Origin of the sequence: Actinomycetospora succinea (genome assembly GCF_004363095.1) — a bacterium.
GTDB classification, from domain to species: domain Bacteria; phylum Actinomycetota; class Actinomycetes; order Mycobacteriales; family Pseudonocardiaceae; genus Actinomycetospora; species Actinomycetospora succinea.
On sequence record NZ_SNYO01000001.1, the window covers coordinates 417,091 to 442,113 of the forward strand.

Sequence of the window (25,023 nt, forward strand, 5' to 3'; positions counted from 1 at the left end):
TCAACCCATTCGGCCGCCATGAGGGCGGTGTCCGCCGTGGACCACCGCGCGAACGTCCTCGACGGTCCGCGTGATCGAGTTCTGGCCGCCGACCGCACGTCGTCCCTGAGACGCGCACGGCTTCTTCAGCGAACACCCGCAACCCGATACAGCGGCGTTCGGGTCATTCGTCACCAACGTGCGGACCTCGACGATACAACGCATGGACCAGCAACTCGTCCCACGCCCGTCCCACGCGCACCGGAACCACCGCCGACGTGGCACGTCGTCGCAGGTCAACCGTGGTGCCCCCGGCAGTGTGCTGTTTCAGGACATAGGCATGGCGTGTCTCAGGACATCGGCATAGCTGTGATGGTCCTGCTGCGGGGTGTCGAAGGCCCGGTTGGTGATCACAGCGGTGGTGGTGGAGGGCCGCTCGCAGAGCGATGTGGCCCGCGCCTACGGGGTGTCCCAGCCGTGGGTGTCGAGGCTGGTGGCCCGCTACCGCGCCGAGGGCGAGACGGCGTTCACCCCGCGCTCGCGGCGCCCGACCCGCTCACCGTCGGCCACATCGGCCGGGGTGGTGGAGCTGGTGCTGCGGCTGCGCAAGCAGCTCGCCGAGCAGGGTCTCGACGCCGGCCCGCACACCATCGTCTGGCACCTCCACGAGCACCACCACCAGCAGCTCGCCTCGGTGTCGGAGGTGCCGTCGGTCAGCACGGTGTGGCGGATCTTGGCCCGGCACCGGCAGATCATCCCGGCCCCGGCCAAGCGGCCCCGCTCCTCCTACACCCGCTTCCAGGCCGAGCTGCCCAACCAGATGTGGCAGACCGACTTCACGCACTACCGCCTCGACACCGGCCGTGGCGTTCGCGGTCTCGGCACCGACGTGGAGGTGCTGAACATCCTCGACGACCACTCCCGCTACCTGCTGGCCTCGGTGGCCGCGCCCCGGGTCACCGGCACGCTGGTCGTCGAGGTGTTCCGGGCCGCGGTCACCGCGCACGGCGCCCCGGCCAGCGTGCTGTCGGACAACGGGATGGTGTTCACCACCCGCTTCGCCGGCGGCCGGGCCCGCGCCAAGACCCGCAACGGGTTCGAGACCGAGCTCGCCCGCCACGGGATCGAGCAGAAGAACTCCAAGCCCAATCACCCGCAGACCTGCGGGAAGGTCGAACGACTGCACCAGACCCAGAAACGCTGGCTCGCGGCCCGATCAGTCCAGCCCGCCACGATCGCCGAGCTCCAAGTCCTGCTCGAGCAGTTCGCCGCCGAGTACAACACCCGCCGGCCGCACCGCTCCCTGGCCCGGCGCACCCCGCTCGCGGCCTACCTCGCCCGCCCCAAGGCCGCCCCCAGCGGCGACGCTTCACCCGCCGATGTCCGGGTCCGCCGCGACCGCGTCGACACCTCAGGAGTGGTCACCCTGCGATATGACGGGCGGCTGCACCACATCGGCATCGGGCGGGCCCACGCCCGAACCCACATCCTGCTGCTCGTTGCGGACCGCGACATCCGCATCGTCAACGCCACCACCGGCCAGCTGATCCGCGAGCTCGTCCTCGACCCCACCCGCGACTACCAACCAACCCGCCCCGGAACGCAGGAAACCCCGAACCCATGAGGGTTCGGGGCTATGCGGATGTCCTGAGACACCACAGGGTGCCCCCGGCAGGATTCGAACCTGCGCACCCGCCTCCGGAGGCCGGGCGACCTCGTGACCGCGGGCGTTCTGCCTGGTCCTAACGGACTCGTACCGTCGCGCGGAGAGCCTGTGGCGGCTCGTCGTGGTCCCCAGTTCGTCCCACGAGCCGTCCCACGCGCCACGCGGACGCTGGCGGGACCAACGACTCCCCAGCTGGGCGCTGTCTTCGCGGTGTCGAGCGCGGCAACAACGAGGCCGTCAGGTCATGTGAGGACCTTCCTTACGTCTTCAAGCCGGCCCTGACGGGCCGGACCGGGCGGCTCCGCGGCCGACACGCCTCTACCTTCGGCCCGGTGGCCGGCGCGGGCACGCCCGGCCACTTCCGTAGACCAGCAGCAGACGTTGAAGTCTCACCGGACGCGAGGCATCAGGGCCAAGCGGCCACGAGCAAGAACGCAGGAACCGCCTCCGGCGGTGTACAACGGCGATGCGTCGGCGCGAGCTTGACCGGCCGTCCCTCACCAGCAAGGGCCGCAAACCATCTTGCCCGGCGGCGTCACGGGCACCAGGCAGACGACCGAACAGGGCCGTTCATGATCGTTTGCTCTTACCCTTGCTGGTGAGCCTCCGACGGCCGAAGCGCCCGCGAGCGCGGTGGGGCCAAGAACGGGCCCCACCCATCACGCACCGACACCCCGCCGTCTCCTCGGGATACACGCTATCCGTCCTGCGATGAGGACCCCTCCGGCTTTCGTTATGGTGAGCGTGATGTGCGCCGGACCCCCGCTCCTCGGCCGGCCGTCATAGAAGTTGACCGGGTCGGAGGACTTGGAGATGTGGTACGAGCAGCCTGCGACCTGGATATCGTTAGCATCTCTGACGGTGGCCATTCTGTCTTTGGTAAACTCGCGAATTGGCACACGTACAGCGAACAAGTCCTATAAGCTCGCCCTCGCCCAGGATGAACGAACTTCACTGTCAATTGACGCGTACTTGAGCGACGCCTGGTCGATCACTGGCTACGACGATGTTCGCCATGTTCTGTTATCGGTCGTCTTTACCAATAAGGCCGCCGCGGCCAACTCCATTGTGCGAGCAGAGTTGTCCATCTCCGTAAGGGACGCCAAGAGCTTGCAAGACTACTCGATTGTCGAGCTACGGCTTCCGTCGAGTCCCTCCGATGAAGTCGTTGAGCTCGGTCCTTCTGGCTCCTACTTGGACGTACCCCTCGCCCTCGGGCCTCGTGAAGCCGTGGGGGGATTGATACCTTTCGTGGTAACAGCGTCCTTCATGGGCGGGCGGAGCATCGAGAGGCTCACGCTCGTAGCACAAGACGCACTCGGAGCTGAAGTACGGCTTCACGACATCTACCCGCGGGAGGTGAAGGGTGTCCCGGAAAAGGAAGCCAAAGAAGATTAAACAGATTGCGACCCCAAAGGGTAAGAAGCTGAGTCAGCTTCGTGCTAATGTCTGGGCGTCCGAGTTGTCCCTTATCCCGATTGTTGGCGACGGCGCGATCGTGCAGCGGGGCGAGGCATGGGGCAAGCTCATACCGGTGCTTCTCATCGACTCTTCAGAGCGTCCCGACGTTCGGGAGCTCTTTCGACTCCATTCGGACGGCATGGGCGACGTTACGTACAAGTGGCGACTTGGCTCGCGCGAGCCCTATACCGCGTTCTTGACTCTCTCATTTGAGAGGCCGGTGAGGTGTTCCTTTACCTTGGAGTTGCCAGTGAACAAGTATGGAGGCTTAACCGATATCGCTGTAGCGAACGAACTCGTGTCCCTGCAGTCAGCGAAGGCGGGCGATCGGCTTTCAGATAAGCCGAATGAAGATCGGATTGTTGTTCAGGTTGGAAGCGACACTTTCCGCGCAATGTGGTATGACTATTACGAAAAGGCTACGATCTCGCGCTTCTTAGCGCGAGGGTTCGATCGCTCCGCGTCGAAAAAGTCCGCTAACGCTGCCATTGAACAGCATAGAATCCTCAACAATATCCGCTTCTCGTGACCGGGTAGTCGACTAAGATCGGGCTTGCTATCTCCTGATACCGTCGCGGTACCAACCAGACGCGGGCTACTTGACGCCAAGGATTGACATCGAACGTCCAAACGTCCAAACGTCCAAGCGTCCACGCTGCTGGCGCCACGGGTCGTTCTCGGTCGCTCTGGCGGCGGGACCAGGAACGTGGAGCGGATCGCCAGCCGGTGGGAGCAACCAGGCGGGGCCAGCCCGGCTGGTCCGGTTCGGTTCAGCGAGTGATTCGATGCGATACTCGACTCGTGGCCAGCTACTACTCTCAGAGACTCGGTCGGGGCCCCCTGGCGAACCCATCACTCCAGGACGTAGCGCGTGTACTGACTCTCGCAGTCAACGAAATGCAACGGCTGGAGTATCTCCAAGAGTGGTTCGGCAAAGATTGCGTCGATAACCCAGACGATCTCGGGAAATCCGCAATGCCCCTAGTCGACTACATCGAGGTTGAAACCGGACGGCGCAACGCCTGGCCCATCGCGGAGGACTTCGGGCCAAAGCTCGCTGAAGAATTTGAACCCAGCTTACAGCCATGGGAAGACGAGCTATTCGACCTGATGGAGTTTTTCTTCCTTCACGTGTCGGCGGGCGTCACCGGCGATTTCCACAACTACAATGGGTGCGGCTGGCACTACGAGGTATTCGATCCAGGTCCAGCTCGACAGAGATTTCGGGATCGACTGAATCGAACACTGTCAAGCTACGGCGACGGGTTCAGATTGAGCAATGAAGGACGTGTAGAGCGAACTGCTGAAACGGGTTTAGACGAACTGCTGGACACACCCATCAGAACCAAAGACCCCGCGATCGCCGAGCGAGTGGCGGGTGCAGTCGCACTTTTCCGGAACAGGAACCGTTCTCCCGACGACCTGCGGAACGCGGTGAGGAACACATTCGATGCCTTAGAGAAAATGCGTCCGGAAATCAAGGTCCACATGATGAAAGGGGACGAGGGTGCACTCTTCGAGATCGCAAACAAGTATACTGTCCGCCACCTCGACGCCAAACAACGCGGAGAATACGACTCAGCCCTTTGGCATTCCTGGATGTTCTATGTCAACCTTTCAACTATCCATCTGATGACCAGGACTATTTCGCGCGAAGACGCCCGCAGGTAGGGGGTGCGCGCTCCGATCAGTCATAACCGTACGAAGTACGGGGCGAGTTCGTCAGTCGTTGCCATAGTCGGGCTCATCGTCGTAGCCCGTGTAGCGATCCTCGAGAGTCTCCTGCTCCTCGATCACCCACGACTGGTCCATCCCCGCCGAACCGATCTCGACGGCTCCGTGAAGAGCCAACAAGCAGACCGTGCAGTCAAATTCTTGTGCAACGACGCGGTAATTACGGATCACGGCGTCGTCATCGAGGATCACTCGACCCGCGCGGATAGCCTCGCCCAGCATGACAGCTGGCTCGCCGCAGGCCCGACAGGTGTACCGGCTCGCAGTCAGCTGTGATCCAGCCGGCGGGAGAAAGAAGGCGCGCCTGCGGTTGGCCTTTTCGCTATCTGTCAAACCTTCATAGAGATGACGGGCGCGATTAATTCTCTGCTCGACCTCGGCCTTGATCTTCTTATCTTCGGCGTCGACCAACCCACTCGCGTACTTGATGAAATCGTCAGACAAGTAGTCTGTCACGTCTTCAGCGAAAAAGGAAGCCACGCGCTCCACCACGCGAAGAAACTTCGGGACCCATTCCGACGCGGGCAGCCGATCGATTGGGGATTCAGAGTTGTGTAGCTCACTGTTTCTGAGGTTTACTATAAATCTCGCGGATTCTCGATCCTCGACAGTGAACCCGGGCACAACTGCAACCAATCGTTCAAGCACAGTGCCCACGCCCACCGACTGTGCTCGACCATTCTTAGTTGGGGTGAATCCGGCGGCATGTAGTACGCTGTAGCCCTCACCCGAGTTGGGGTCAGCGAGCAGCACTGGGTTTGCCTTCGCGAGAGGTGCACGCAGCAGAAACTCGACTCCTAGCGCACACCAGAGAAAGGTCGCCAGCTGGTCGTCGTCGGTCTCGGCTTTCGCGAAGTATCGTCGAGCCTTAGTTCGGAAATCGCTTTCACTCCACATTCGACACCAACCTTCCATACATGCGATACAATCTCCGGTTTAGGCCGCTAGCGCGCACTGTGCTCCGCCGATGAAGGAGCCGCCAGTTGTCGATTAGGACTAGTCGTCTATGCTTCCAGGCCAACTCGTAGGTGGACTTTATAGAGGCGACCTCCTCGGCGAGTCCCGCATCGCCGGATACGATCTCGAAACGAGGGTCCCAGCGCCAGCGACGCACGCCGTCGACAGTCTCGGAGGCTCGCAAGATGCTGCTCCGCCATCCCGGGAGTGCACCACGGACCAGCGTGCCCTTAAGTATATCTCGGACATGTGCGCACCCTTTGATATCGAGAAGGCCAGTCGAGGCGCATGAATCTGGGACCTCCAGGGCCAACATTCCGAGCAGCCTGGGAGGACGCTTCGAGATTGCACCGTCGGAATGCCAGGGAAAAGGTTCAAGCCCGTGTATTCCCGATAAAGACGAGTTGGCTGACTGAGCGGTTGTCGTCGGGCGTATCACATCACCGGCGGAGACGCCCCCGTCACTCATCTTGGTGATGGTTTCTCGCATAGCTGCGACACTTACGCCGTCAATAACTACAAAACCTTGCTCGAGAAGTTCGTCTCTCAGAGCCTTACGCGAGGGCAGGGTAGAGGCCATCGGATCGCATCTCCTGCATTGAGCTTCTTTGTCTCAACTTCCGCCTTAGCGTAACTCTACTGCCTTCGCGGTTATCAAGGTCTCCGGGTCCGGGTCCGGGTCCGGGTCCGGGTCCGGGTCCGGGTCCGGGTCTTGGACCTGGACGCGGACCCATGCGATGTCGAACGTGACGAGGGGGAGCTGACCGAGACCGTGGGCGCAACTCAAACGACGTCATCGACTCCTCGGCGCCTCCAAGCGCCAACTTGGACTCCGACGGACGCAGGTGGTGTAGCGAGAGCCGAGCCGAAGAGCGTGGCTGGCGCACGGTCCTGTAGTTGCGTCGGGCTACTGATCAAGCCCCAACGTCGGTCGTGAGTTGTCGAGGATCGGGAACAGCGCGGGAACATAGGCAGCAGACGACCCGGCGTCTCTTGCCGATCCAGCTCACTACGAGGGAGGGCGTTGAGCAGGCCATCCGCCGTAAGATGCCGCCGGTCTGGACGACGATGCAGGCTTCACACCGAAGAGATCGTCCGGAGCCAACTCGGAGCCGAGATCGCCGCGAGGCGTTGACACCACCCGACACGCATCGCAACGACGTTGCAGGTCAAGGCGCGCACGCTGGTCCGCCCCTACCCCAGGTCGTCTGACCATGCGCCCTTGACACGGTAGTGGTCAGGTGAGGGTGTTGCCGACCTGGGCGTGCTTGTCCGCGTCATCGTTAGTTGCGGGTAGAACTCCGTAGCTCCCGTCAGAATTACGTGGACCCAATTTCCACCCTTCTGGCAGGGAACCCCGCATCCCGTCGCGGTCGAACACTCGAGCGCCCTTGAGGGTGCAGCCTCGACTGAAGCTCGCTCCAGTGAAGTCTGGGCAGTTGCCAAACTCGGCGCCGTCGAAGTTTGCTGCACCGTCGAACACGGCCCCGATGAACACTGGCTTCTGCAACCTAGAGTTCTCGAAGGTTGTGTCGCCGGTAAATTTTGCACCCATGAAGTCGGCGCCACGTATAGTGAGGTCACGAAAAGAGGCGCCGCCCTGAAAATCGCACTTGTCGAAATGAACAGTATCAATTAGCCCGCAGTCGAGGGCGAAAGAGTTTAGCTGCGCGCCCGTGAGAATTATCATTCCAACCGACCAGTACGTCTTGACGAACGAGTACTTGGACTCAGGAATGAGATGATCGTGTAGCAAGAGTTGTGCCGAGCGCCTGACCATCTCATCGTCTTCGAAATGGGATGCGCGAAGGTACGCACACACGACATCTGTCACAGTCTCTCGAAGGCTCGGGTCATTGTCAGCTAGACGTTCGAGGGCTGCCAGCCCGCCGGTTCTCGAGACCGGATTGTCGGAACCAAGCTGCTCAATACCCCTGACGTACAGTTCCGTTGACCTCCGCTCCGACAGGTCCAGTCTCGTGTCCTCTGCCACTTGCTCGCTCAGCAATTGGCGTCGTACCGCATACAAGAGTGTGATGATTCCCGCGGCCCCAGCTGCGACGGCTAACGCGGTTTTCGCCACATCAAGCCGTATCTGAGACTGCGGTCCCGTTCCTGCGATTAGCGAAAGCGCAATACTGGCAATTGCGGTCGCCAGCGCAACAACACTGACGACTACCGCAACGGATCGTCTCCAGTCCCTGGAAAACGTTCGCGGGGTCTTGGGTCTCGGCACGGCGCGCGGGTTCGGCGGGAGCATGATCGATCGAGATTATCGACACGAGACCGCTATGCCGCCAAGGTGCTCAGGCCTGAGCCAACGACCGAGGACCGCTGTGCGGTGTAGCCGTCCGGGCGCGCAGTCGAAGCAGCACGCGATCAGGTCGGGACTGCGAAGCACCTACGTCAAGTCTGCAGTCTCGGTCGCCATCGTCGGCTTGCCGTGCTCGAGGTAGGTAGCGCCCTCGGCGGCTACCGCTCGGATGCGGCGGGAGATGCGGGAGATGACGAGGTCGTCGAGATGGCTTAGCTCGACCCACCGCCAGTCATCAAGCTCGCTGCCGTCGAGGTTGATTCGGTGCTCGTTGGCGCCGAGGGAGCCGCAATCGAACAGGAACAGGAGCTTGTCGCCCTCGTTGCCGTTGGGAGCCCAGTCGATGCCGAGCATGCGGAGGACGGGGCGATCGAGGCCGAGCTCCTCGGCGATCTCGCGCCGGCACGCCGCCGCCGGCGATTCACCGCGCTCGACATAACCACCGGGGATGTCCCAGGTGTCCTTATAGGTCGGGTGCACGAGCAAGACCCGGCCCCGGTCATCGAAGAACAGTGCGCCGGCGGCCACTCGGGGCGTCGCGAAGCTGTCGCTCGGGTCCGTCACGGCACCGAGCCTATGTGGTGGGTCAGGCGAGGTGCAGACGCCCGGCGAGCTGCTCCAATGCCATGCTGCGGGCGCCGCGGTTGTTCCGCAGCCAGCTCAGCACGAGCTGGCGACTGATGGCGTGGTGCCGGACTTGTTCGGGCGCGAGCTGCTCGGCCTGAAGGAGCACGCCGAGGGCGTCATCGCGTCGGCTCCGAGCCGTGTACGCCCGGGCAGTCTCGATCGCGTGGCGGACCTGACGCTCGACGGGTAGCGCGGACGCGTCGATCCGAGGGGCGAGGTCGACGGCGACCTGGACGTCGCCCAGTTCCATGGCTGTGGTCATCCGGTGGAGCGCCACGTTAGTCGGCCCGAACGCAGTCCACATGGCGTTCTGGTCGCGCCCGAGCCGGCTGGCGCTCTCCTGAGCCTCGTCCAGGAACGAGCGGGCGGCGGCGCGGTCGTCGGCGCGAGCCGCCGCGACGGCGCCCGTCAGGAAGAGCGTTCCGTAGACCGAGAGCAGGGCGTCATCAGCCCGAGGACCGAGCTGGGGCTCGAGGAGGTCGGCCGCGGCGCGGGTGAGGTCGACGCTGGCTGCGAACCGACCCGTGGAGTGCAAGGCGTGGGTGACCGATCGAAAGAGCGATCCGAGAACAACGGGATTGCCGGACCTTTGCGCGGCGGTGAGCCCACGCTCGGAAGCGATCCAGGCGAGATCGGTCTCCCCGAGCTTGGTCAGTACGGAGACGGCGACCTGGTAGGTGAGCCCGAGCAGACCTTGCACCCGACCGAAGTCCTCGACGTCGGCCGTGCGGGTGGCCCGTAGGGCGTCGTTAAGGATGAGCGGGACGCGCGCCGTCACGTACGCGTACCGGCTCGCCTGGTAGGCCTCGAACGCCGAGGCCACGTCCCGCTCCACGTTGTCGAGACTGACCGGCTCGTCGTCGGCGTTGCCAGCGCCGAGGAGCGGAGCGAGCTGGCTGTAGTCCATCAGGGCCGCGCGTAGCGCGGGCACGGTGTTGACGCCGCTGTCGTCGGTCCATTCGAGGAGCGTGGGCTCGCCGACGAGATCGCCGATGGCGACGTCCAGGGCGTCGGCCAACCGCCGGATCACCGACAATCGGTCGAGTTCGATGCGATTGTTCTCGACGCGGCTCAGCCAGTCCTCGGTACGCCCCACCAAGCCGGCCAGCACCAGCTGTGACTGTCCCCGTCTCCGACGGTAGAACGCGATTCGCTCGCCAATGGTCATCGTCTCGGTCATTCCGCGCACGACGATCACCTTCTTCCGAGGTCGATGAACGACCCCGGAATTTCCTTCCGGGTCCTCGCTCCCCACCGCTCTGACGCTAGCCGCAGAGGCCCGCAGGGCGCAGCCGTTTCAGCCAGGAGCCAGCCGTGACCACAAGTTCAGCCCGACCTGCCTCCGCGTCGGTCGGAGTTCGTCGCTTCTACAGCGTTCCGGAGGCAGCGCGGCTCATCGGCACCGCACCGGTGACGCTCTACCGCGCGATCCGCGCCCACGAGTTCCCCGCGGTCCGCATCCGCGGTCGCCTGATCGTCCCGGCTCAGGCGTTGGACGCCATGATCGAGACTGCGATCTCGGAGCAGAGCGTCATTAGCGCTGCCGCGTGGGTCCAGGTCTCGGCGGAACCCGCGCGGGAGTCCTGATGCCGAGCGTCGGGCTGTTGATCCTTGGAGCCGTCCTCGGCGCGTTCATCTGCGCCAAGACCAGGTCGGCCGCCGGGGCCGTCGTGTTCTCGCTGATTGCCTTGTCGCTGTTCATCGGCACTCCGATCGGCCAGGGCCTACCGGGAGCCATCGGCGGCTTCATGTCGGCGGTGGATCAAGCGACGACACCAGCGTTGTCGGGCGAGTCAGGGGCACCGACTGACGGTTAGCGGTCCACGCGCACGGCTTCGGCTTCCAACGGTCTCGCTCAAGGCCGCGGGGCCGAGGAGCGATGTCGAGCCGCCGTCCGGCGGCGCCCGGGATGAGCCCGCCGAGCGTGAGCGGGCCGTTCCTCCCGCCTCAAGGGCGCCGACGGCGCCGCTGCGCGGCCGGACTCCGTCCGTCCCTTGACCCGAGAGACCTCGACGGCCCGCGGCGCCCCGGAGCGGGGTGCAGGCAGGAGGGAGCGCCTGCACCGCCGACCGGCGGACCCCTCCGACCACAGCTGTGCGGCTCGCGCAGCTGACCACCTTCTGTGAGGAGCACGAACATGAACGAGACGACGCTGACGATCATCGGAAACCTGACCGAGGCCCCGGAGCTGCGTTACCTGCCGAGCGGGGCAGCACGAGCAGGGTTCACGGTCGCCTCGACGCCGCGGCGCTTCGAGCGCCAGTCCGGTCGATGGGTCGACGGGGACGCGCTGTTCCTGCGCGCCGTGGCGTGGGGCCCGCTCGCGGAGAACGCCGCGGAGTCCCTGGGCAAGGGCGACCACGTCGTCGTGGTGGGCCGGCTGCGGCAGCGGTCGTTCGAGACCGCCGAGGGCCAGCGTCGGCAGGTGATCGAGCTCGAGGTCGACGAGCTCGGTGCGTCGTTGCGCTTCGCCATGGCGCGTCCCCAGCGTGTCAACGCGCCAGCGGCCGATGCCGACGGAGCGACTGCCGTCGAGGGCCTGGCGAGCAGCGATGTCTGACTCGAACTGGCGTGGCCGGGCCTCCTGCCGCGGCGTGGACCCGGAGCTGTTCTTCCCGGAATCCTCGGACGAGCCGCTCGTGCGCAAGCAGGTAGCGGCGGCGAAGGCGGTGTGCCGAGTCTGTCCCGTCCGCGACCGGTGCCTCGCCGACGCGCTGCTGCGGCTGCCGCACGGGATCGCCGGAGGGCTCACCGAGCAGGAGCGTCGCCGAGTGCGGTCGGCGGACAGCCTCGCCAGGGCCGACACCCCGCGGTGGCAGGCACTCCTCGACGCCGGGCGCTCGCACCCGGAGATCGCCCACGAGTGCGGGGTGACGGTACGGACCGTCGACCGCTGGGTGTCCCGACTTCGCGAGGAGGTCGCGTCGGGCCGAGGTGATCCCCGGTGAGCACGATCGAGGTCAGCCGGCGGGAGCAAGCCGCCTGGTCGACGCGCGAGCACGTGCGGCGCATGGCTGTGTCGGCGTTCGGCGCCATCGAGGCGATCGAGCCGGTCGAGGGCTTCCACGGGCTGTCGCGCCCGGTGCTGGACGAACCCCTCGCAGGAGTGCAGGCAGGCCGCCTGGTCGCCGAGGTGGCCACAGGTGCCCTGCGGGAGTGGGCGCTTCGGGCCCGAGGCGCGGGTCGCACCTGGGACGAGGTCGGCGCCGCACTGGACCTGCGCGCGGAACCCGGCGGGACCAGCCGGGCAGAGGCGGCGTGGGAGTGGCTCGTCGAGCACCGACCGCCCGCGCCCTCGCCCCGAACCGGGGCGCCGTCGTCGGCGGTGTGGACGTGCACGACGTGCGCGGCACGGGTGCGCGATACCGGCCCGTTCGCCTCGCACCCCGACGACCGCGAGACCGGCCATCACGACTACTGCCCTCGCCGCGTCGCAGCGCTCGAGGCGTGGAGGACCGAAGGAGGCACCGATGCGTAACCGCCGACCGACGAGTACGACACCGGCCCCGGACAACCAGGCGCACGCGACCGTGCCGCTGCTGCTCGGGATCGAGCTGGTCCGCGCCGACGTCGCCAGGAGCGTGGTCGGGCTGGAGCTCGGGGACGCGCCATACGGTGGGTCGATCACGTGGGCGCTGTTCATCGACGGCGCCGTAGCCGGCCGCACCGACGAGCCGCTGACCGACGACGCCGCGCAGGCCTGGGCCCGGCGCGTCACCGGCGGTGATGTGCGCTTCCAGCTCGCTCATCGCGCCGGCGGCTACTGGCTCGCCGACGCCACCGACACCGGGAAGCTGCCGCCGCCTGGAAGCGGGTGGTCACGGTGATGGCGACGCTGCTGATCCTGGTGCTGCTGGTGGGCGCCACTGTGGTGCAGCTGATGCGGGGCGCGGTCCGGCCGGCATTAGTGTGCGGGGCGCTGGCGGCGCTGCCCGTGACGACGCTGCTCCAAACGCTGTCGTGGCCAGCGCTGCTGGTCGGGATCGCCGTGCTCGCGCTTGTCGTGTGGCACCGCTGGTCGCGGTCGCGGGCGACGATCACCCGGTGGTCGGCGCGGTCACGCCGCCGCGCGGGGGTCGCCTCCACGGTCGACATCGCCCGCCACGCGGGCACGGTCGCGACCCGCCGCCGCGCCGGGACAGTGCGGCCGTCGCTGGGGTCGTTGGTGCGCCGCGAGGGGTGGGCGACCCCGACCTCGGCGGTCGGGGTGGAGCTGTGCCGGGTCGGGCTGCAGCGGGTGTGGTCCTCGGTCGAGGACGTGACCCTGGTGTTCGGCGGGCCGCGGACCGGCAAGACCGGCTGGCTTGCCGGCCGCGTCCTCGACGCCCCCGGTGCGGCCGTGGTGACGTCGACCCGGACGGACCTGCTCGAGCTGTGCGCCCCGATCCGGCAGAAGAACCGCGGCTCGGTGTTCGTGTTCAACCCCGTCGGGCTCGGTGGGCTGCGCTCCACGATCAGTTTCGACCCGCTGACCGGGTGCACCGACCCGGTAGCCGCGATGGAGCGAGCCACCGACATGGTCTCCGCGACCTCCCGAGCCACCTCGGGGGATGCGGAGCGGTGGGACGCCCAGGCCCGCCGGGTGCTCGCCGCGCTGCTGCACGCCGCCGCCCTGGGACGTGGGTCGATGCGCGACGTGCTCGGGTGGGTGGCCGACAACGACCGCGCCGCCCGCGAGGTGCCAGCGCTGCTGCGCCGCAGTCAGGTGGAGACCTTCGACAAGGCCGCCGAGCAGTTCGTCACCACCAACGACCGCACCCGCACCTCCATCACCAACTCGATCATGCCCGCACTGGGGTGGCTGAACCATCCCGCCGCCGCGGCCGCCGCGTCCGGGCGCAACTTCGATGTGGAGGAGCTGCTCGCCGCGCGGGCCACGGTGTTCCTGCTCGGCGCCGAGGAGGCCGACACCGGTCCGCTGGTGTGCGCGCTGACCGGGCACATCGCCCGCGAAGCCCGCCGGCTCGCCGTGGCGAAGCCCTCGGGGCGGCTCGATCCGCCGCTGCTGCTGGCTCTCGATGAGGCCGCGCTGATCTCGCCGGTGCCGTTGGAGAACTGGACCGCGGACATGGGCGGGCGCGGAGTCACGATCATCGCGCCGTTCCAGTCCCGCGCCCAGCTGCTGGCGCGCTACGGGGAGCACAAGACCGCCACCATCCTGAACAACACCGGCTCGGTGTTGCTGTTCGGCGGCACCCGCGACCAGGCCGACTTGCACTTCTGGTCCACCCTGGCCGGCGAGCGCGACGAGCGGATCAAGACCACCGACCTGCACGGACGGGTGGCGTCGCGGACGGTGCGCAAGGTGCCGGTCCTCGCGCCGGCGCAGATCGCGAACCTGCCCGCCGGGAAGGTCGTCGTGTACCGGCGAGGGATCGCCCCGGTCATCGGCCGGGCGCGGATGGCCTGGACCCGCTCGGATGTCCGCGCTCTGCGCGCGCAGCCCGCCGTCGGTTGGCGGGGTCGCGGGCAGCGCGCCCGGGCGTGGCTCGAGGTCGGCCTGACCGCCGCGCTCCGACGACTCGCCGCCCCGCGGCGACGCAGCTGGCGGGCCCGCGTCGCGGGCCTGTGGCGGCGAGCGACCACCAGTGGTGGCAGCACGAGTGTGCCGGCGCCGCGCCCGTCCTCGGACGCGCGGCCGCCGCTGGTGATCGATGTCGACCCGGTAGTACCGCCCGTCCTGGGCGAGCACGACCACCCCCTCAGCAGTGACGAGAGGCAGCTGCGATGAGCCGGCCCGAGCAGGCAACAGACACCCCGCGAACGGCGCTGCCGTGGCCCGCCGGGCGGCACGACGCCTACCTCGACAGCCGCCCGGATGAGACCTCGCGCTACGACCCGGCGGCGGAGTACGGCGACGGTGACTGGCGCGAGCCGGCCTCCGACGCCGAGGCCGGTGCCCGCATCGCCTACCTCCGCGACTACTTCCCACCGGCGCCGGGCTGGCCGACACGTCCACTGACCCCGGTCGAGGACGCGTTCCAGGACGCCCAGGAGCGCGCCGTGCTCTACCGAGCCCACGACTCCGACCCCTATGCCTGGGCCGAGTACCAGCGACTCCAGGCTTTGGACCGCCTCGCGCCGCTCCCGGCTCATGACGCGCTCGACGGCCTCCCCCGCGACGAGCACGGTCGGCCCGACATCCTCGCCGCGCCAGCCTGGAACGACGAGGACCGGGTCGCCCGCGATCACTGGACCGACGAAGCGGCCTTCGACGGCCGAGACTCCAACGAAGCTGCCGACAACCGCGACGGGCCGTTCACCGACACCCAGGGACTGTGGTGGCCTTCGACCGGTGCGTGGGCCGCCGGCACCTGCGATCCGAACAGAGCGGACGCCAGCGGGGACCTCGGGGCCCTCGACGACCCCGAACGGTTGCGCCGACGCATCGAGACTCTGCGCGCCTCCCTCGCTGCGGACGCCCAGGAGAGCCTCCCTGAGGACGAGCAGCGGCGCGAGCAGCTGGCCCGTTGGCACCACGATGACCACCGCACCACTGACACCGGCGACGATCTCGACACCGTGCAGGCGGCCGACGACGGCGCGGATGGCCTCGGCGAGCAGAGGTGGGGTCGGTGACCCGCCGACCGCCCGGCCAGGCGGCTTCCGGCGACGGTGAGGGCGAGTTCGCGCGAGTGGAAGCGCTGGCCGGGTTGGCCCGGGAGGTCGACGGGCTGCGCCGCGGCTTGGACGCGCTGGTTGGCACGCCGACGCGGGTGGACGACCTGGCCCGCACCGTCGCCCAGCTCGCCGACGCTTTCGCCGCCACGCCGGCGCGTCCCGGCCCCACCGTCGCGCCGTCCTGGCTTGCCGCGCCCACCGACAGCGAAGCAGTGATGGGCTTGCTCGAGGAGCTGTGCCGCTGGCTGCGCACGGTGTTCCTGCGCTACCCCGACGGGGTCGCGGTGCTGCCCGAGTGCTGGCTCTGGCACCCCGACGTCATCGAGGAACTGCTCTGGCTGATGTATGCGTGGCGCGCTGCCTACGAGGGGCGCGGCGCCTCGGTGCAGCTCGCGGGGGATTGGCACGACCGGCAACGCCCCGGCGTGGTGCGCCGCCTCAAGACCGCCGTCGGGTCCTGTTCGCGGGAGCGTCACCAGACCCGCCCCGGCTGGGCCAGCGCGCCTTCGGGGGCCACGCCTGTGCCCGGCGTCGAGGCCACGACGTCGATCGCCTGGTGGTGGGCCGGCGCCCGCGACGACGCACCTCCCGAACCGGCCCGTGACAGCACAACGACACGGGACGACTCGGGCATCAGCGCCGCGGTCAACGGCGCCGAGCGCGGGCGGTGGTCGCAGTGACCGCCGCCGAGCAGGCCGAGACCCGCGCGCAGCAGCGCGCCCGCGAGGCCGCAGAGCGCGCCGAGTGGGACCGGCTCTCGAAGATCTACTTCGCGCACATGAACGCGATTGCGCCCGACCAGTTCCACTGCTTCTGCGGCACCCTCGATGACCTCCGCGACGCGGTCGACCGCCTCGACCGCGACGCCATCCGCCACCAGTCTGGGAAGACGGACGCGGTTTCTCGCGCAGGCGCTGCACCCAGGGCAGCGCGTGGTGCTGCCGGGGCCGGCGAGCAGGTCGATCAGGACCAGCAGCGTCGCGAGCAGCTGACCCAGTGGCACGCCGCCGATCGGAGCGTCGAGCGCGGCAGCCTCGACGTCGACGCGGACTGATCGCTCATGGCCGACGCCAACATCGACACGGACGCTGCCCCGGGCGATCGCGCGCCAGGCTCGCGTGGGGCGGGGGTGCTGCTGTGGCTACCGGGGTTGGCGGTCGCGCTCGGCGCGGCGATCGCCACCGCGCACGGGTTGTTCGAGGTCGCCGTCGCCGCACGCGTGCCGACCGGGATCGCGTGGCTCTACCCGCTGATCACCGACGGGCTCGCGCTCGTCGCTTACGGCGCCACCGCCCGCCTCAGCGACGCGGCGGCGCGCTACGCGTGGGTCGTGGTCGTTACCGCCGCAGGCCTCTCGGGGCTCGCTCAGGCGACTTACCTCGCCGGCGGCCCCGCCGTCGAGGTCGCCTCCGTGCTGCGGTTCGGGATCGGTGCTTGGCCCGCCGTCGCCGCGGCAGTGGTCGCCCATCTGCTCTACCTACTCGCCGCCGCGAGCCCCCGTGCCGTTCAGCCCGAACCCGTTCATCGAACAGAGTTCAACGTGGGCGCTGTACAGGCGCAGGTCCTGCCCGGCGTCGTTCAGCCCGAGCCCGGGCAGAACGCGGACCCGGTCGGCCCCGAGCGCGCCGACGACAGCCCATCGGCTGTCCTGCCGCCGCGGGCGGCGGCGTCGCCGGCGCGCGACCGGGCCGAGGCGGCCGCGTCGCGGCACGCCCAGCGCCTCGGCGCCTGGCCGACCGTCTCCGAGCTCGAGACCGCCGCCGAGGTCTCCCGCGGCACCGCCGCGGCTGCGCTCAAGGCGCTTCGCCACCGCCCGCTGCCCCTGCACCCGATCAACACCAGCGACAACGACACCACCGACGAGGCCCAACCGTGACCACACAGCAGGCGACCACGAGCAACAACCAGAACCAAGACAAAGAACAAGAACCAAGACCAGCAACCGACACCGATCACTACACCGAACAGACGACACGACACGAGCAACAAGACTTAAGAACGAAAAGATCAAGGGAAAGATCAGAGGACGCACACCGAGGCATCACGATCCGAGGGTTCCTGCCGGCCTCCGGCCGGCCGCCGAGCGGCGTGGTCTGCGCCCGCCGCCGCGCCGATCTTGAGCTGGGACGCGTGGCGTCTCTCGGGAGGTGGTCCGGGTGCTGAGCGTCGCGACGGGGTACAACCCGGACTACCTGCTGAAGGAGGTCGCGACCGGACGGGAGAACTACTACACGGGCGCGGTCGCCGAGGGCGAGCCGCCGGGACGCTGGTGGGGCGCAGGCGCCGAGTCCCTCGGGCTGATGGGCGAGGTCGACGCCCAAGACATGACGGCGATCTATTCGCGTTTCCTCGATCCGCGCGCGGAGGGGTTCCGCGACCCCTCGCGCTGGGACGAGCTCGGGGAGACGGCGACGCTTGGGCATGCAGGGCGGGCGTACAAGTCAGCGGAGCAGTTGTACGCCGTGGCGCTGGAGCGCGAGCCGGACGCGTCGGCTAAACGTCGCGATGAACTCCGCGTCGAGGCCAGCAAGGCGGTGCGCCAGAACGTGGCCTTCCTGGACCTGACGTTCAGTGTTCAGAAGTCGGTGACGCTGCTGCACACCGCTTTCGAGGCCGAGGAGGTCAAGGCCCGCGAGGCGGGCCTCGACGACGAGGCGGCCGAGTGGGGCCGGATGCGGGAGACCGTCGAGCGGGCGATCTGGCGTGGCAACGAGGCCGCGCTGTCGTATCTGCAGGAGCACGCCGGCTACGCCCGGGTCGGGCACCACGGCGGCACCGCCGGGCGGTGGGTCGACGCGCAGAACTGGGTGGTGGCGTCGTTCTTCCAGCACGATTCCCGCGACCACGATCCCCAGCTGCACATCCACAACGCCACCCTCAACCGCCAGCAGGCCGACGATGGGCAGTGGCGCACCCTGGACTCCCGCGCCGTCCACCGGCTCAAGCCGGCCGCCGCCGCCGTAGGGGAACGCACTACCGATGAGTCGCTGATCCAGGACCTCGGGGTGGCGATGGCGATGCGTCCCGACGGTCTCACGCGGGAGGCGACTGCGGTTGACCCCGCCTCCCGGGACCGGTTCTCCACCCGGTCCCACAACATCAGCGGGCGGGCCGCCGAGCTCATTGAGGCGTTCGAGGCTGCCAAGGGTCGGGAGGCGACCGGTCTGGAGCGCGACCGGATCAAGCGGCAGGCCACGCTGGACACCCGCTCCGCCAAGTCACACGGCGGCGAGACCCGCGAGGCGTTTCTCGCCCGCGTCGACGGCGAACTGCGCGCGGAGGTCGCGGGTGGGCTCGCCGGCATCGCGCACGCCGCCCGCACCCAGGGTTCGCAGGACCGTGCTGCCCCGGAGCGGTTCTCGGCCGCGGAGGTCATCGAGGCGGCGCTGGAGGCCATGCAGGAGAAGAAGACGAGCTTCACCCACGCCGACCTCGTCCGGGAGATCAACGCGTTGCTGCCCGACCACCTGGGCACTCCCGAGGGCACGGACGTCGCCCGCCTCTTGCGGGGACTGGCCGATCAGGGCATCGCTCTGGTGGAACAGGTCGAGGCGCCCACACCGGGCGAGGGCCTCGAGCCGGACGCCCTGCGTCGCCGCGACGGCACGTCGGTCTACTCGGCACCCGGCGGACGCTCGTACGTGACCCGCGAGCATCTGCGCAGCGAGAACCGGCTGCGCGCAGCCACCCGAGCCGCCGACGGGGTCAGGCTCACCCCGAGCCAGGCCCAACGGTTCGTCGAGCACCTCCGCGACGAGGGCATCGAGCTCGGCGTCGACCAAGCGGCCGCGGTCGCCGGGATCCTCACCTCCGGAGCCCGGCTCGAGACCCTCATCGGACCGGCCGGGACGGGCAAGAGCTTCGTGGTCGGGTCGCTCGCCCGCGCGTGGACCGACCCCACGCACCGACGCCCCGAAGAGCCCGACCGCCGGGTGTTCGGTCTCGCGACCGCGCAGGTCGCCGCCGACGTCCTCACCGCTGAGGGCCTGACCGCGGCCAACACCCAACGGTGGCTGGCCGCCCAGCGCCGCCTCGACTCCGCCGCGGCCACCCACCGACCGGCCCGGGACACCGACGAACCGTGGCGGCTACGCGAGGGGGACCTGCTGGTGGTCGACGAATCGTCCATGGCCGACACCGCCTCGCTCGCCGCGGTCCACGCCTACGCCCAGGAGGCCAGCGCCAAGATCCTGCTGGTCGGCGACCCCCGCCAGCTCGGCGCGGTCGGAGCCGGCGGGGCGATGGACTTGGTGGCCAACGCCGGGGCTCGGTACGAGCTCGCCGACGCCCGTCGCTTCACCCACGACTGGGAGCGCGACGCTTCCCTGCGGCTGCGCGCCGGTGACCCCGAGGTCATCAGGGACTACCACCGCCACGGGCGGCTCCTCGACGCCGGCAGCCTCGCCGACGCCGAAGCCTCCGCGGCCCATTCGTGGCTGGCCGACACCCTCGCCGGCCATCGCTCCCTGCTCGTCGTCGACACCAACGACGCCGCCGCCCGGGTCTCCTCATCCATACGCGACGAGCTCGTGCGCCTCGGCCGGGTCGAGGAACAGGGGGTGCCGCTGCGCGACGGCACCTACGCCGGAGTCGGCGACGTCGTCCAGGGCCGGCGGGTGGCCTGGGAGCTCGCTGGCTACGAGGGCAACCGCCGCGGCGCGGTCAACCGCGAGCACTACCGCGTCCTGGGCGTCCGCGACGACGGCGCCCTCGACGTCGCCGTCGTCCCACCTGGCGCGCCCTTCCACCCACGGCCGGACGACGTTGCCGACCACGACCGGAGGGGCCGATCCGAAAGCGAGGGCGAGCGGCTCGTGCTCCCCACCGAGTACGTGACCACCGACCTCACGCTGTCCTACGCGAGCACTGTGCATGCGACCGAGGGCGCCACAGTCTGGAGCTCCCATCCGGTGGTCACCCCGCACACCGACCTCAATGCCCTCTACGTCGGGCTGTCACGAGGCCGAGAAGCCAACACCGCGCACGTCGCCACGCTCTCCAGCCCCGACGACGCCGCTCAGGGCAGCGAGTCCGACCAGGTGCACCGCGACCCGCGCGCTGTCCTCGCCGCGATCCTCGACACCCGCGAGGCCGTCGACGAGGCGAACCAGTCCGCCACCGCAGCTCGGGAGGACGCGGCGGCCCGCGCAGCGTCGGTGCAGACGGCCGGCGAGCGGTTCGCCGACGTCGCGCACGAGGCCAGCGTGGAGCGGACCTCCCGCTGGCTCGACGGACTCGTCGCACAGGAGGTTCTCGCTCCGCACGACCGTCAGCGGGTCGCCGCCGAAGACGGCACTGCCGGGCTCACCCGGCTGCTGCGCCAAGCCGAGATCGCCGGAAACGACCCCTCCGAGGTTCTCCGCGGCGCGGTCGAGGATCGTCCTCTCGAGGGTGCCCGGCGCGTCAGCGACGTCATCCAAGGCCGCATCCGTGCCGAGCACACCTTCGAACCCAACCGCGACTCCTGGTTCGACTGGGTCCCAAACGACGTCGACGAACCCACCCGCCGCTACCTCGAGGTCCTGGCCGCGGCAGCCGATACCCGAGCCCGCGACCTCGGCTCCCAGCTCGCCGAGCAACCACCCGTCTGGGCATTGAGCGCCCTGGGGCCCGTGCCTCACGACGCACCTGACCGCGAAGTGTGGACCGCACGCGCCGGCACGATCGCCGCCCACCGCGAACTCAGCGGACACTCGCTCGACGGCGACGAGGCCAGCTACGTGCGTGGCGGTGACCAGGGAGTTCGGGAGGCGAGTGCCGCAGACGTGTTGGGATCGGCTCCACCTCGAGGTCACGTCGAAGCGCACGCCGCTTACCGTGCCGCCCACCGCGCGGCGGGCCTGCCCGACCATCAGCGCGATGAGCTCGAGTGCTCGCCCGCCGGCCACCGCGTCCGGGTCCGGGCCTGGGAGCGCGAGCAGGCCTGGGGACCCGTCTACGTGGAGAACCTTCTCGCCGGCACCCGCCAGGCGGAAGCCCGACACCGGCAGACCGCCGAGCTGCGCCGCGCCGAGGCAGACGCCGCGCCCGACGACGCAAGCGACAAGGACCGGTTAGCCCGCGAGGCCGACCACGCCGACGCGCTCGCTGACAGCCTCGACCGTCACGGCGCCTCGCTCGAGGAGCAGTCCCAGACCTACGCCCAGTGGTACGCCGCCACCGCCATGACCCGAGCGCTCGCCGAAGCCTCGACCCAGTACCTCGCCGAGCAGCACGCTGCCGACGAGCCGGAGCCGGCAGTCACCGCCGACGAATGGCTCGCCCTCGACCGCGCCGCACGCCACGAGGACGATGAACACCGTGACATCGCCGATGTCGACCTGACGCGGCACGATGATGCCAATTCGAGCGCTGACCGGCCGGCATCGGCCGGTGCCGACTCAGCGGACCCCGGAGAGCAGGTCCAGGACGAGGCGGAGCGCCCCAAGCCCGTCGACGAGGAGCCGCTGCTCGAGACCGCGATCCCCGACATCCGCGAGGACGCGGTCGGTCCGCCCGACGGCGTCGACCAGGACAGTCTCCATGCTGCTGCTACCGACGAGGTCGCCGTGGCAGCAGCACGAGCACAACTGGTCGCCGCCGAGCTTCGCGACCGTGAAGCGCTCGAAGCCCGGCACGAGGCCGACGAACGAGCCCAGCAGCTCAGCGACTGGCACGACGACGAGGTCGAGATCCAGGAGACCGCCGGACCGGCCGACGACGGCTCCGACGCCGAGGCGGAGGACTACGTCGACGCGGAGGTCTGATCCACGGGGCTCGGCACAACTAGACCGCGCGGCACAAGCGGCCGGGCCAACGCCTCGCGGATGAGCCTCGCGCACTCCTCGCGCGCTGCGGTCGTTGCGCGAGAGCCGTCGTCGAGGTGCCGTGGCAGCACTGGCGGAGTCTCCTCCGAGAACCCCAGCGCCCAGCTCAGGGCCCGCCCGGCTCCATCGGCGATGGCCCGCGTCCACCCGTAGCTCGACCACTGCTCCCACCAACGGCGCCGATCAGCCGTGTCGAGTTGACCGATACCGGCGTCGCGCCACCACGTCACGGCGGGGTATGGATCGCCGGCAGATACCGCGCCACACACGATGAGTTCACCCATCGATCGCCACCGAGTCGGGAACGCCGCGTCGGCCGTTGCCGGCGTTGTGGTGTTCACACCACCGACCCACGCCAGGGCGGACTGTGCACCGTGCAACTCCGGCGATCTGCCGTGGTGGACGAAGGTCCAGAGGAGGGCGTGCTCCATCGACGCAAATCGCGTGAGAGGTGGAGCCACCCAGTCAGGAACGGCCTGCACACGGGGTACGCCGTAGACCTTCGCCTCCAACGCCTGTTCGCCCATAACTACCACCGCCTCTCGCGGGAGGCCACCTCGTGTGCAGCCGTCGCTATGCCCGGGTTGAGTGTGCGCCTGGCCCCCGACAAGGGTGGTGTCAGCCGGCGGCCCTGGTCAGGTGCTCCTCGCGGCGGTTTCAGCTCAGATCGGCTGCGGTCGCCCGCGCGGCGGCGACGGAACTTGAGAAACGTCCGTTCGCCGAGTTCCCGCTCAAGGACGGCTATGCGACGGTCCGGGGATGAGTCCCATGGTCAGCGGCGGCGAGGAGACCATTCCCGAGGAGAGATCTTTCGACTACGTCGTCGTGGGTGCAGGTCCGGCGGGCCTGGCGTGCGCGCGGCGGCTGTGTGACTACATGCCGTCGGCGAGGGTGGCGCTGGTCGAGGCCGGAGGGTCGGGCGAGGACCTTTACCCGGCGCTGGACATGCCGATGATGTTCACGTCGCAGCACTTCACCGAGAACGACTGGCGTTACTTCACCACCCCGCAGGCCGGTGCGTCGGGCCGCAGCATCTACCTGCCGCGTGGCAAGGTCCTCGGTGGCACGTCGACGGGCAACGCCACGCTGCTCAATCGAGGGTGCGCCGAGGACTGGGACGATCTCGGGGAGAAGAACCCCGGGTGGAGTTGGTCGCAGGTGCTCCCTTTCTTTAAGAACGTGGAGACCTTTCACCCGTCCGGGCTGGCCTTCGAGAGCGCCGTACACGGGCAGTCCGGCCCCCTCGCCTTCGGCCACCCTGACCCGGCCGGAATCTCGCACAAGGTGGTCGAGGGCTTCGAATCGAAGGGGATGCCTCGAGTCACCGACTTCTTCTCAGCGGGTGCAGCCCATGGCTGCGACCATGTTCCGCGGTCGGTGCACGAGGGGGTCCGGACCCACGCGGGTCATTACCTCTCCGAGGGTGGGTGGCCGCGGAACCTCACGGTGTTCTATCGCTGCCAGGTGCTGCGCGCGCGGATCGAGGACGGTCCAGACGGGGCGAAGGTGTGTTCTGGGGTGGACGTCCATCACACCCGCACGACCCGACACTTCAGCCTTGACGCCACGGCGGAGGTCGTGATTTCCAGCGGCGCCTACAACAGCCCCGTGGTGCTCATGCACTCCGGGATCGGGCCGCAGGGTGAGCTGGACCAGCATCAGATCCCGGTCAACTCCAGGGTGGAGGGCGTGGGGCGCAACCTGATCGACCACCTCATGGTCTGGTCGTTCTACGAGATCAGCGACCCCGAGCTCACCAACGATCACGGCTTCCGGCCGGAGAACCACGCTGAGGCTGAGCAGCAATGGCACGACAGCCGGTCAGGTCCGATGGCCAGCGTGCTGATCGGCCCGATGGCCTACATGCGTCTCGACGCGCGGCAGCGCGAGGAGATCGTCGAGTGGCACACCGCCGGACAGAGTGACGGCGGGCGCGAGGGCGACCCGACCGGCGCTCCGCCCGGCGCTCCGCACCTGGAGTTCTTCGGCACCGAGGCTTACGGCGGCTACGAGGAACAGCTCGACACTCCCGGGCCCGGCCAGGCAGCGATCTCGCTGACGACCCTATTGCTGCACCAGCGATCGCGAGGTTCGGTGACCCTGTCCTCGTTCCATCCGCTCGCGCCACCGACGATCGACCACGCCTATCTCAGCGACCCGCTGGACGTGGCTCTCCTGGCGTGGGGATGCCGGTTCGCTCACGACATCATGACTACGGGTGCGGGCACCAGTGAGGTCACGGCCGGACCGTGGCCGCGCGACGTCGCGAAACCGGACACCGTCGACGAGTGGAAGCAGTTCGTGCGCGACAACGCGACGACCTGCTACCACCCGTCGGGCACCTGCAAGATGGGACCGGCCGACGATCCGACAGCCGTGGTGGACGCGCGGCTGCGGGTCTATGGAGTGCGTGGGTTACGTGTCGCGGATCTGTCGGTGCTGCCACGGCTGCCGGCGGGGCATCCCCAGCACGCGGTGTACATGATCGGTGAGAAGGCCGCGCACCTCATCGCCGAGGACGCGGGGGTCGAGGTGCTCCCGGTCGGCGGCTGAAGGTCAGGCCGCGGCCGGCTGCGCACCTGCCTCGGTCTGTCGCGCGGCGCTCTCGAGGTCGAGCAGTGCGCGCTTGCGGTCGAGGCCGCCCCGGTAGCCCCGCAGCGACCCGTCAGCGGCGAGCACCCGGTGGCAGGGCACGCGGATCAGGATCGGGTTGCGGGCCATGGCGATCCCGGCCCGCTGGGCGCCCTGGGGCTCGTTGTCCCCGGCGAGCAGAGCGAGGCCGCGATATGTCGTGGTCTGGCCGTAACCGACATCGTCGAGAGCGGTCAGTGCCTGCCTGGCGGGTGGGTCGACGCGGC

Annotated in this window: 22 protein-coding genes; 17 read left to right on the forward strand and 5 right to left on the reverse strand. The window is 68.6% G+C overall.

Annotated features, from left to right (window positions below):
- Nucleotides 1-385 precede the first annotated feature (385 nt).
- The 4 genes from EV188_RS02060 to EV188_RS02075 all read left to right on the forward strand — a co-directional run bounded on the left by EV188_RS02060 (nucleotide 386) and on the right by EV188_RS02075 (nucleotide 4,777).
- Complete coding sequence (locus EV188_RS02060) at nucleotides 386-1,603, forward strand: integrase core domain-containing protein (protein ID WP_243741420.1); 1,218 nt, start codon at nucleotides 386-388, stop codon at nucleotides 1,601-1,603.
- A 903-nt stretch (nucleotides 1,604-2,506) separates the two neighbouring features.
- A complete protein-coding gene (locus EV188_RS02065) occupies nucleotides 2,507-3,043 on the forward strand; it encodes a hypothetical protein (RefSeq protein ID WP_133824561.1) in 537 nt (178 codons plus the stop codon).
- Nucleotides 3,012-3,635, forward strand: coding sequence for a hypothetical protein (locus EV188_RS02070; protein WP_133824562.1), 624 nt, complete (start codon nucleotides 3,012-3,014; stop codon nucleotides 3,633-3,635). The genes EV188_RS02065 and EV188_RS02070 overlap by 32 nt, the downstream gene beginning before the upstream one ends.
- A gap of 272 nt (nucleotides 3,636-3,907) precedes the next feature.
- The gene (locus EV188_RS02075) at nucleotides 3,908-4,777 is read left to right on the forward strand and encodes a hypothetical protein (RefSeq protein WP_133824563.1); all 870 of its coding nucleotides are present in this window, start codon (nucleotides 3,908-3,910) and stop codon (nucleotides 4,775-4,777) included.
- A gap of 51 nt (nucleotides 4,778-4,828) precedes the next feature.
- Here EV188_RS02075 and EV188_RS02080 read toward each other — a convergent pair whose 3' ends face one another.
- The 4 genes from EV188_RS02080 to EV188_RS02105 form a co-directional block, all read right to left on the reverse strand.
- On the reverse strand, nucleotides 4,829-5,332 hold the full coding sequence (locus EV188_RS02080) for a hypothetical protein (protein WP_208113948.1): 504 nt from the start codon (nucleotides 5,330-5,332) through the stop codon (nucleotides 4,829-4,831).
- Between the two features lie 1,702 nt (nucleotides 5,333-7,034).
- Nucleotides 7,035-7,790 carry a pentapeptide repeat-containing protein gene (locus EV188_RS02095; protein ID WP_166659675.1) on the reverse strand — a complete coding sequence of 252 codons (756 nt, stop codon included), beginning with the start codon at nucleotides 7,788-7,790 and terminating at the stop codon, nucleotides 7,035-7,037.
- A gap of 408 nt (nucleotides 7,791-8,198) precedes the next feature.
- A complete protein-coding gene (locus EV188_RS02100) occupies nucleotides 8,199-8,675 on the reverse strand; it encodes an NUDIX domain-containing protein (RefSeq protein WP_133824567.1) in 477 nt (158 codons plus the stop codon).
- 22 nt (nucleotides 8,676-8,697) lie between these two features.
- A complete protein-coding gene (locus tag EV188_RS02105) occupies nucleotides 8,698-9,993 on the reverse strand; it encodes a helix-turn-helix domain-containing protein (RefSeq protein WP_243741421.1) in 1,296 nt (431 codons plus the stop codon).
- A 59-nt stretch (nucleotides 9,994-10,052) separates the two neighbouring features.
- On the opposite strand from EV188_RS02105, the gene EV188_RS02110 reads away from it, so the two are divergent.
- The 13 genes from EV188_RS02110 (at nucleotide 10,053) to EV188_RS02170 (ending at nucleotide 24,718) form a co-directional block, all read left to right on the forward strand.
- Nucleotides 10,053-10,325: a helix-turn-helix domain-containing protein gene (locus EV188_RS02110; RefSeq protein WP_133824568.1), complete on the forward strand. Its 273-nt coding sequence runs from the start codon at nucleotides 10,053-10,055 to the stop codon at nucleotides 10,323-10,325.
- Nucleotides 10,325-10,555, forward strand: coding sequence for a hypothetical protein (locus tag EV188_RS02115; RefSeq protein ID WP_166659676.1), 231 nt, complete (start codon nucleotides 10,325-10,327; stop codon nucleotides 10,553-10,555). Before EV188_RS02110 ends, EV188_RS02115 begins: the two co-directional genes overlap by 1 nt.
- Nucleotides 10,556-10,875: 320 nt before the next feature.
- Entirely contained in the window at nucleotides 10,876-11,298 is a 423-nt protein-coding gene (gene ssb, locus EV188_RS02120; protein ID WP_133824569.1) for a single-stranded DNA-binding protein, read from the forward strand.
- Nucleotides 11,291-11,686 (forward strand): WhiB family transcriptional regulator, encoded by a 396-nt coding sequence (locus tag EV188_RS33070; RefSeq protein ID WP_166659677.1) that lies wholly within the window; start codon nucleotides 11,291-11,293, stop codon nucleotides 11,684-11,686. The genes ssb and EV188_RS33070 overlap by 8 nt, the downstream gene beginning before the upstream one ends.
- Nucleotides 11,683-12,216 (forward strand): hypothetical protein, encoded by a 534-nt coding sequence (locus EV188_RS02130; RefSeq protein ID WP_133824570.1) that lies wholly within the window; start codon nucleotides 11,683-11,685, stop codon nucleotides 12,214-12,216. Before EV188_RS33070 ends, EV188_RS02130 begins: the two co-directional genes overlap by 4 nt.
- Nucleotides 12,209-12,565 (forward strand): hypothetical protein, encoded by a 357-nt coding sequence (locus EV188_RS02135; protein ID WP_133824571.1) that lies wholly within the window; start codon nucleotides 12,209-12,211, stop codon nucleotides 12,563-12,565. Before EV188_RS02130 ends, EV188_RS02135 begins: the two co-directional genes overlap by 8 nt.
- On the forward strand, nucleotides 12,565-14,469 hold the full coding sequence (locus EV188_RS02140) for a type IV secretory system conjugative DNA transfer family protein (protein ID WP_133824572.1): 1,905 nt from the start codon (nucleotides 12,565-12,567) through the stop codon (nucleotides 14,467-14,469). The genes EV188_RS02135 and EV188_RS02140 overlap by 1 nt, the downstream gene beginning before the upstream one ends.
- On the forward strand, nucleotides 14,466-15,317 hold the full coding sequence (locus EV188_RS02145) for a hypothetical protein (RefSeq protein WP_133824573.1): 852 nt from the start codon (nucleotides 14,466-14,468) through the stop codon (nucleotides 15,315-15,317). Before EV188_RS02140 ends, EV188_RS02145 begins: the two co-directional genes overlap by 4 nt.
- Nucleotides 15,314-16,039 carry a hypothetical protein gene (locus tag EV188_RS02150; RefSeq protein ID WP_208113949.1) on the forward strand — a complete coding sequence of 242 codons (726 nt, stop codon included), beginning with the start codon at nucleotides 15,314-15,316 and terminating at the stop codon, nucleotides 16,037-16,039. Before EV188_RS02145 ends, EV188_RS02150 begins: the two co-directional genes overlap by 4 nt.
- A complete protein-coding gene (locus EV188_RS02155; protein WP_133824574.1) occupies nucleotides 16,036-16,413 on the forward strand; it encodes a hypothetical protein in 378 nt (125 codons plus the stop codon). The genes EV188_RS02150 and EV188_RS02155 overlap by 4 nt, the downstream gene beginning before the upstream one ends.
- A gap of 6 nt (nucleotides 16,414-16,419) precedes the next feature.
- Nucleotides 16,420-17,235, forward strand: a complete 816-nt coding sequence (locus tag EV188_RS02160) for a hypothetical protein (protein WP_133824575.1) — start codon at nucleotides 16,420-16,422, stop codon at nucleotides 17,233-17,235.
- Between the two features lie 280 nt (nucleotides 17,236-17,515).
- The gene (gene mobF / locus EV188_RS02165; protein ID WP_243741422.1) at nucleotides 17,516-22,105 is read left to right on the forward strand and encodes a MobF family relaxase; all 4,590 of its coding nucleotides are present in this window, start codon (nucleotides 17,516-17,518) and stop codon (nucleotides 22,103-22,105) included.
- Nucleotides 22,106-22,924: 819 nt separating this feature from the next.
- The gene (locus EV188_RS02170; protein ID WP_133824577.1) at nucleotides 22,925-24,718 is read left to right on the forward strand and encodes a GMC family oxidoreductase; all 1,794 of its coding nucleotides are present in this window, start codon (nucleotides 22,925-22,927) and stop codon (nucleotides 24,716-24,718) included.
- Between the two features lie 3 nt (nucleotides 24,719-24,721).
- Here EV188_RS02170 and EV188_RS33160 read toward each other — a convergent pair whose 3' ends face one another.
- Nucleotides 24,722-24,994 (reverse strand): methylated-DNA--[protein]-cysteine S-methyltransferase, encoded by a 273-nt coding sequence (locus EV188_RS33160; RefSeq protein ID WP_424922914.1) that lies wholly within the window; start codon nucleotides 24,992-24,994, stop codon nucleotides 24,722-24,724.
- Nucleotides 24,995-25,023: the final 29 nt, after the last annotated feature.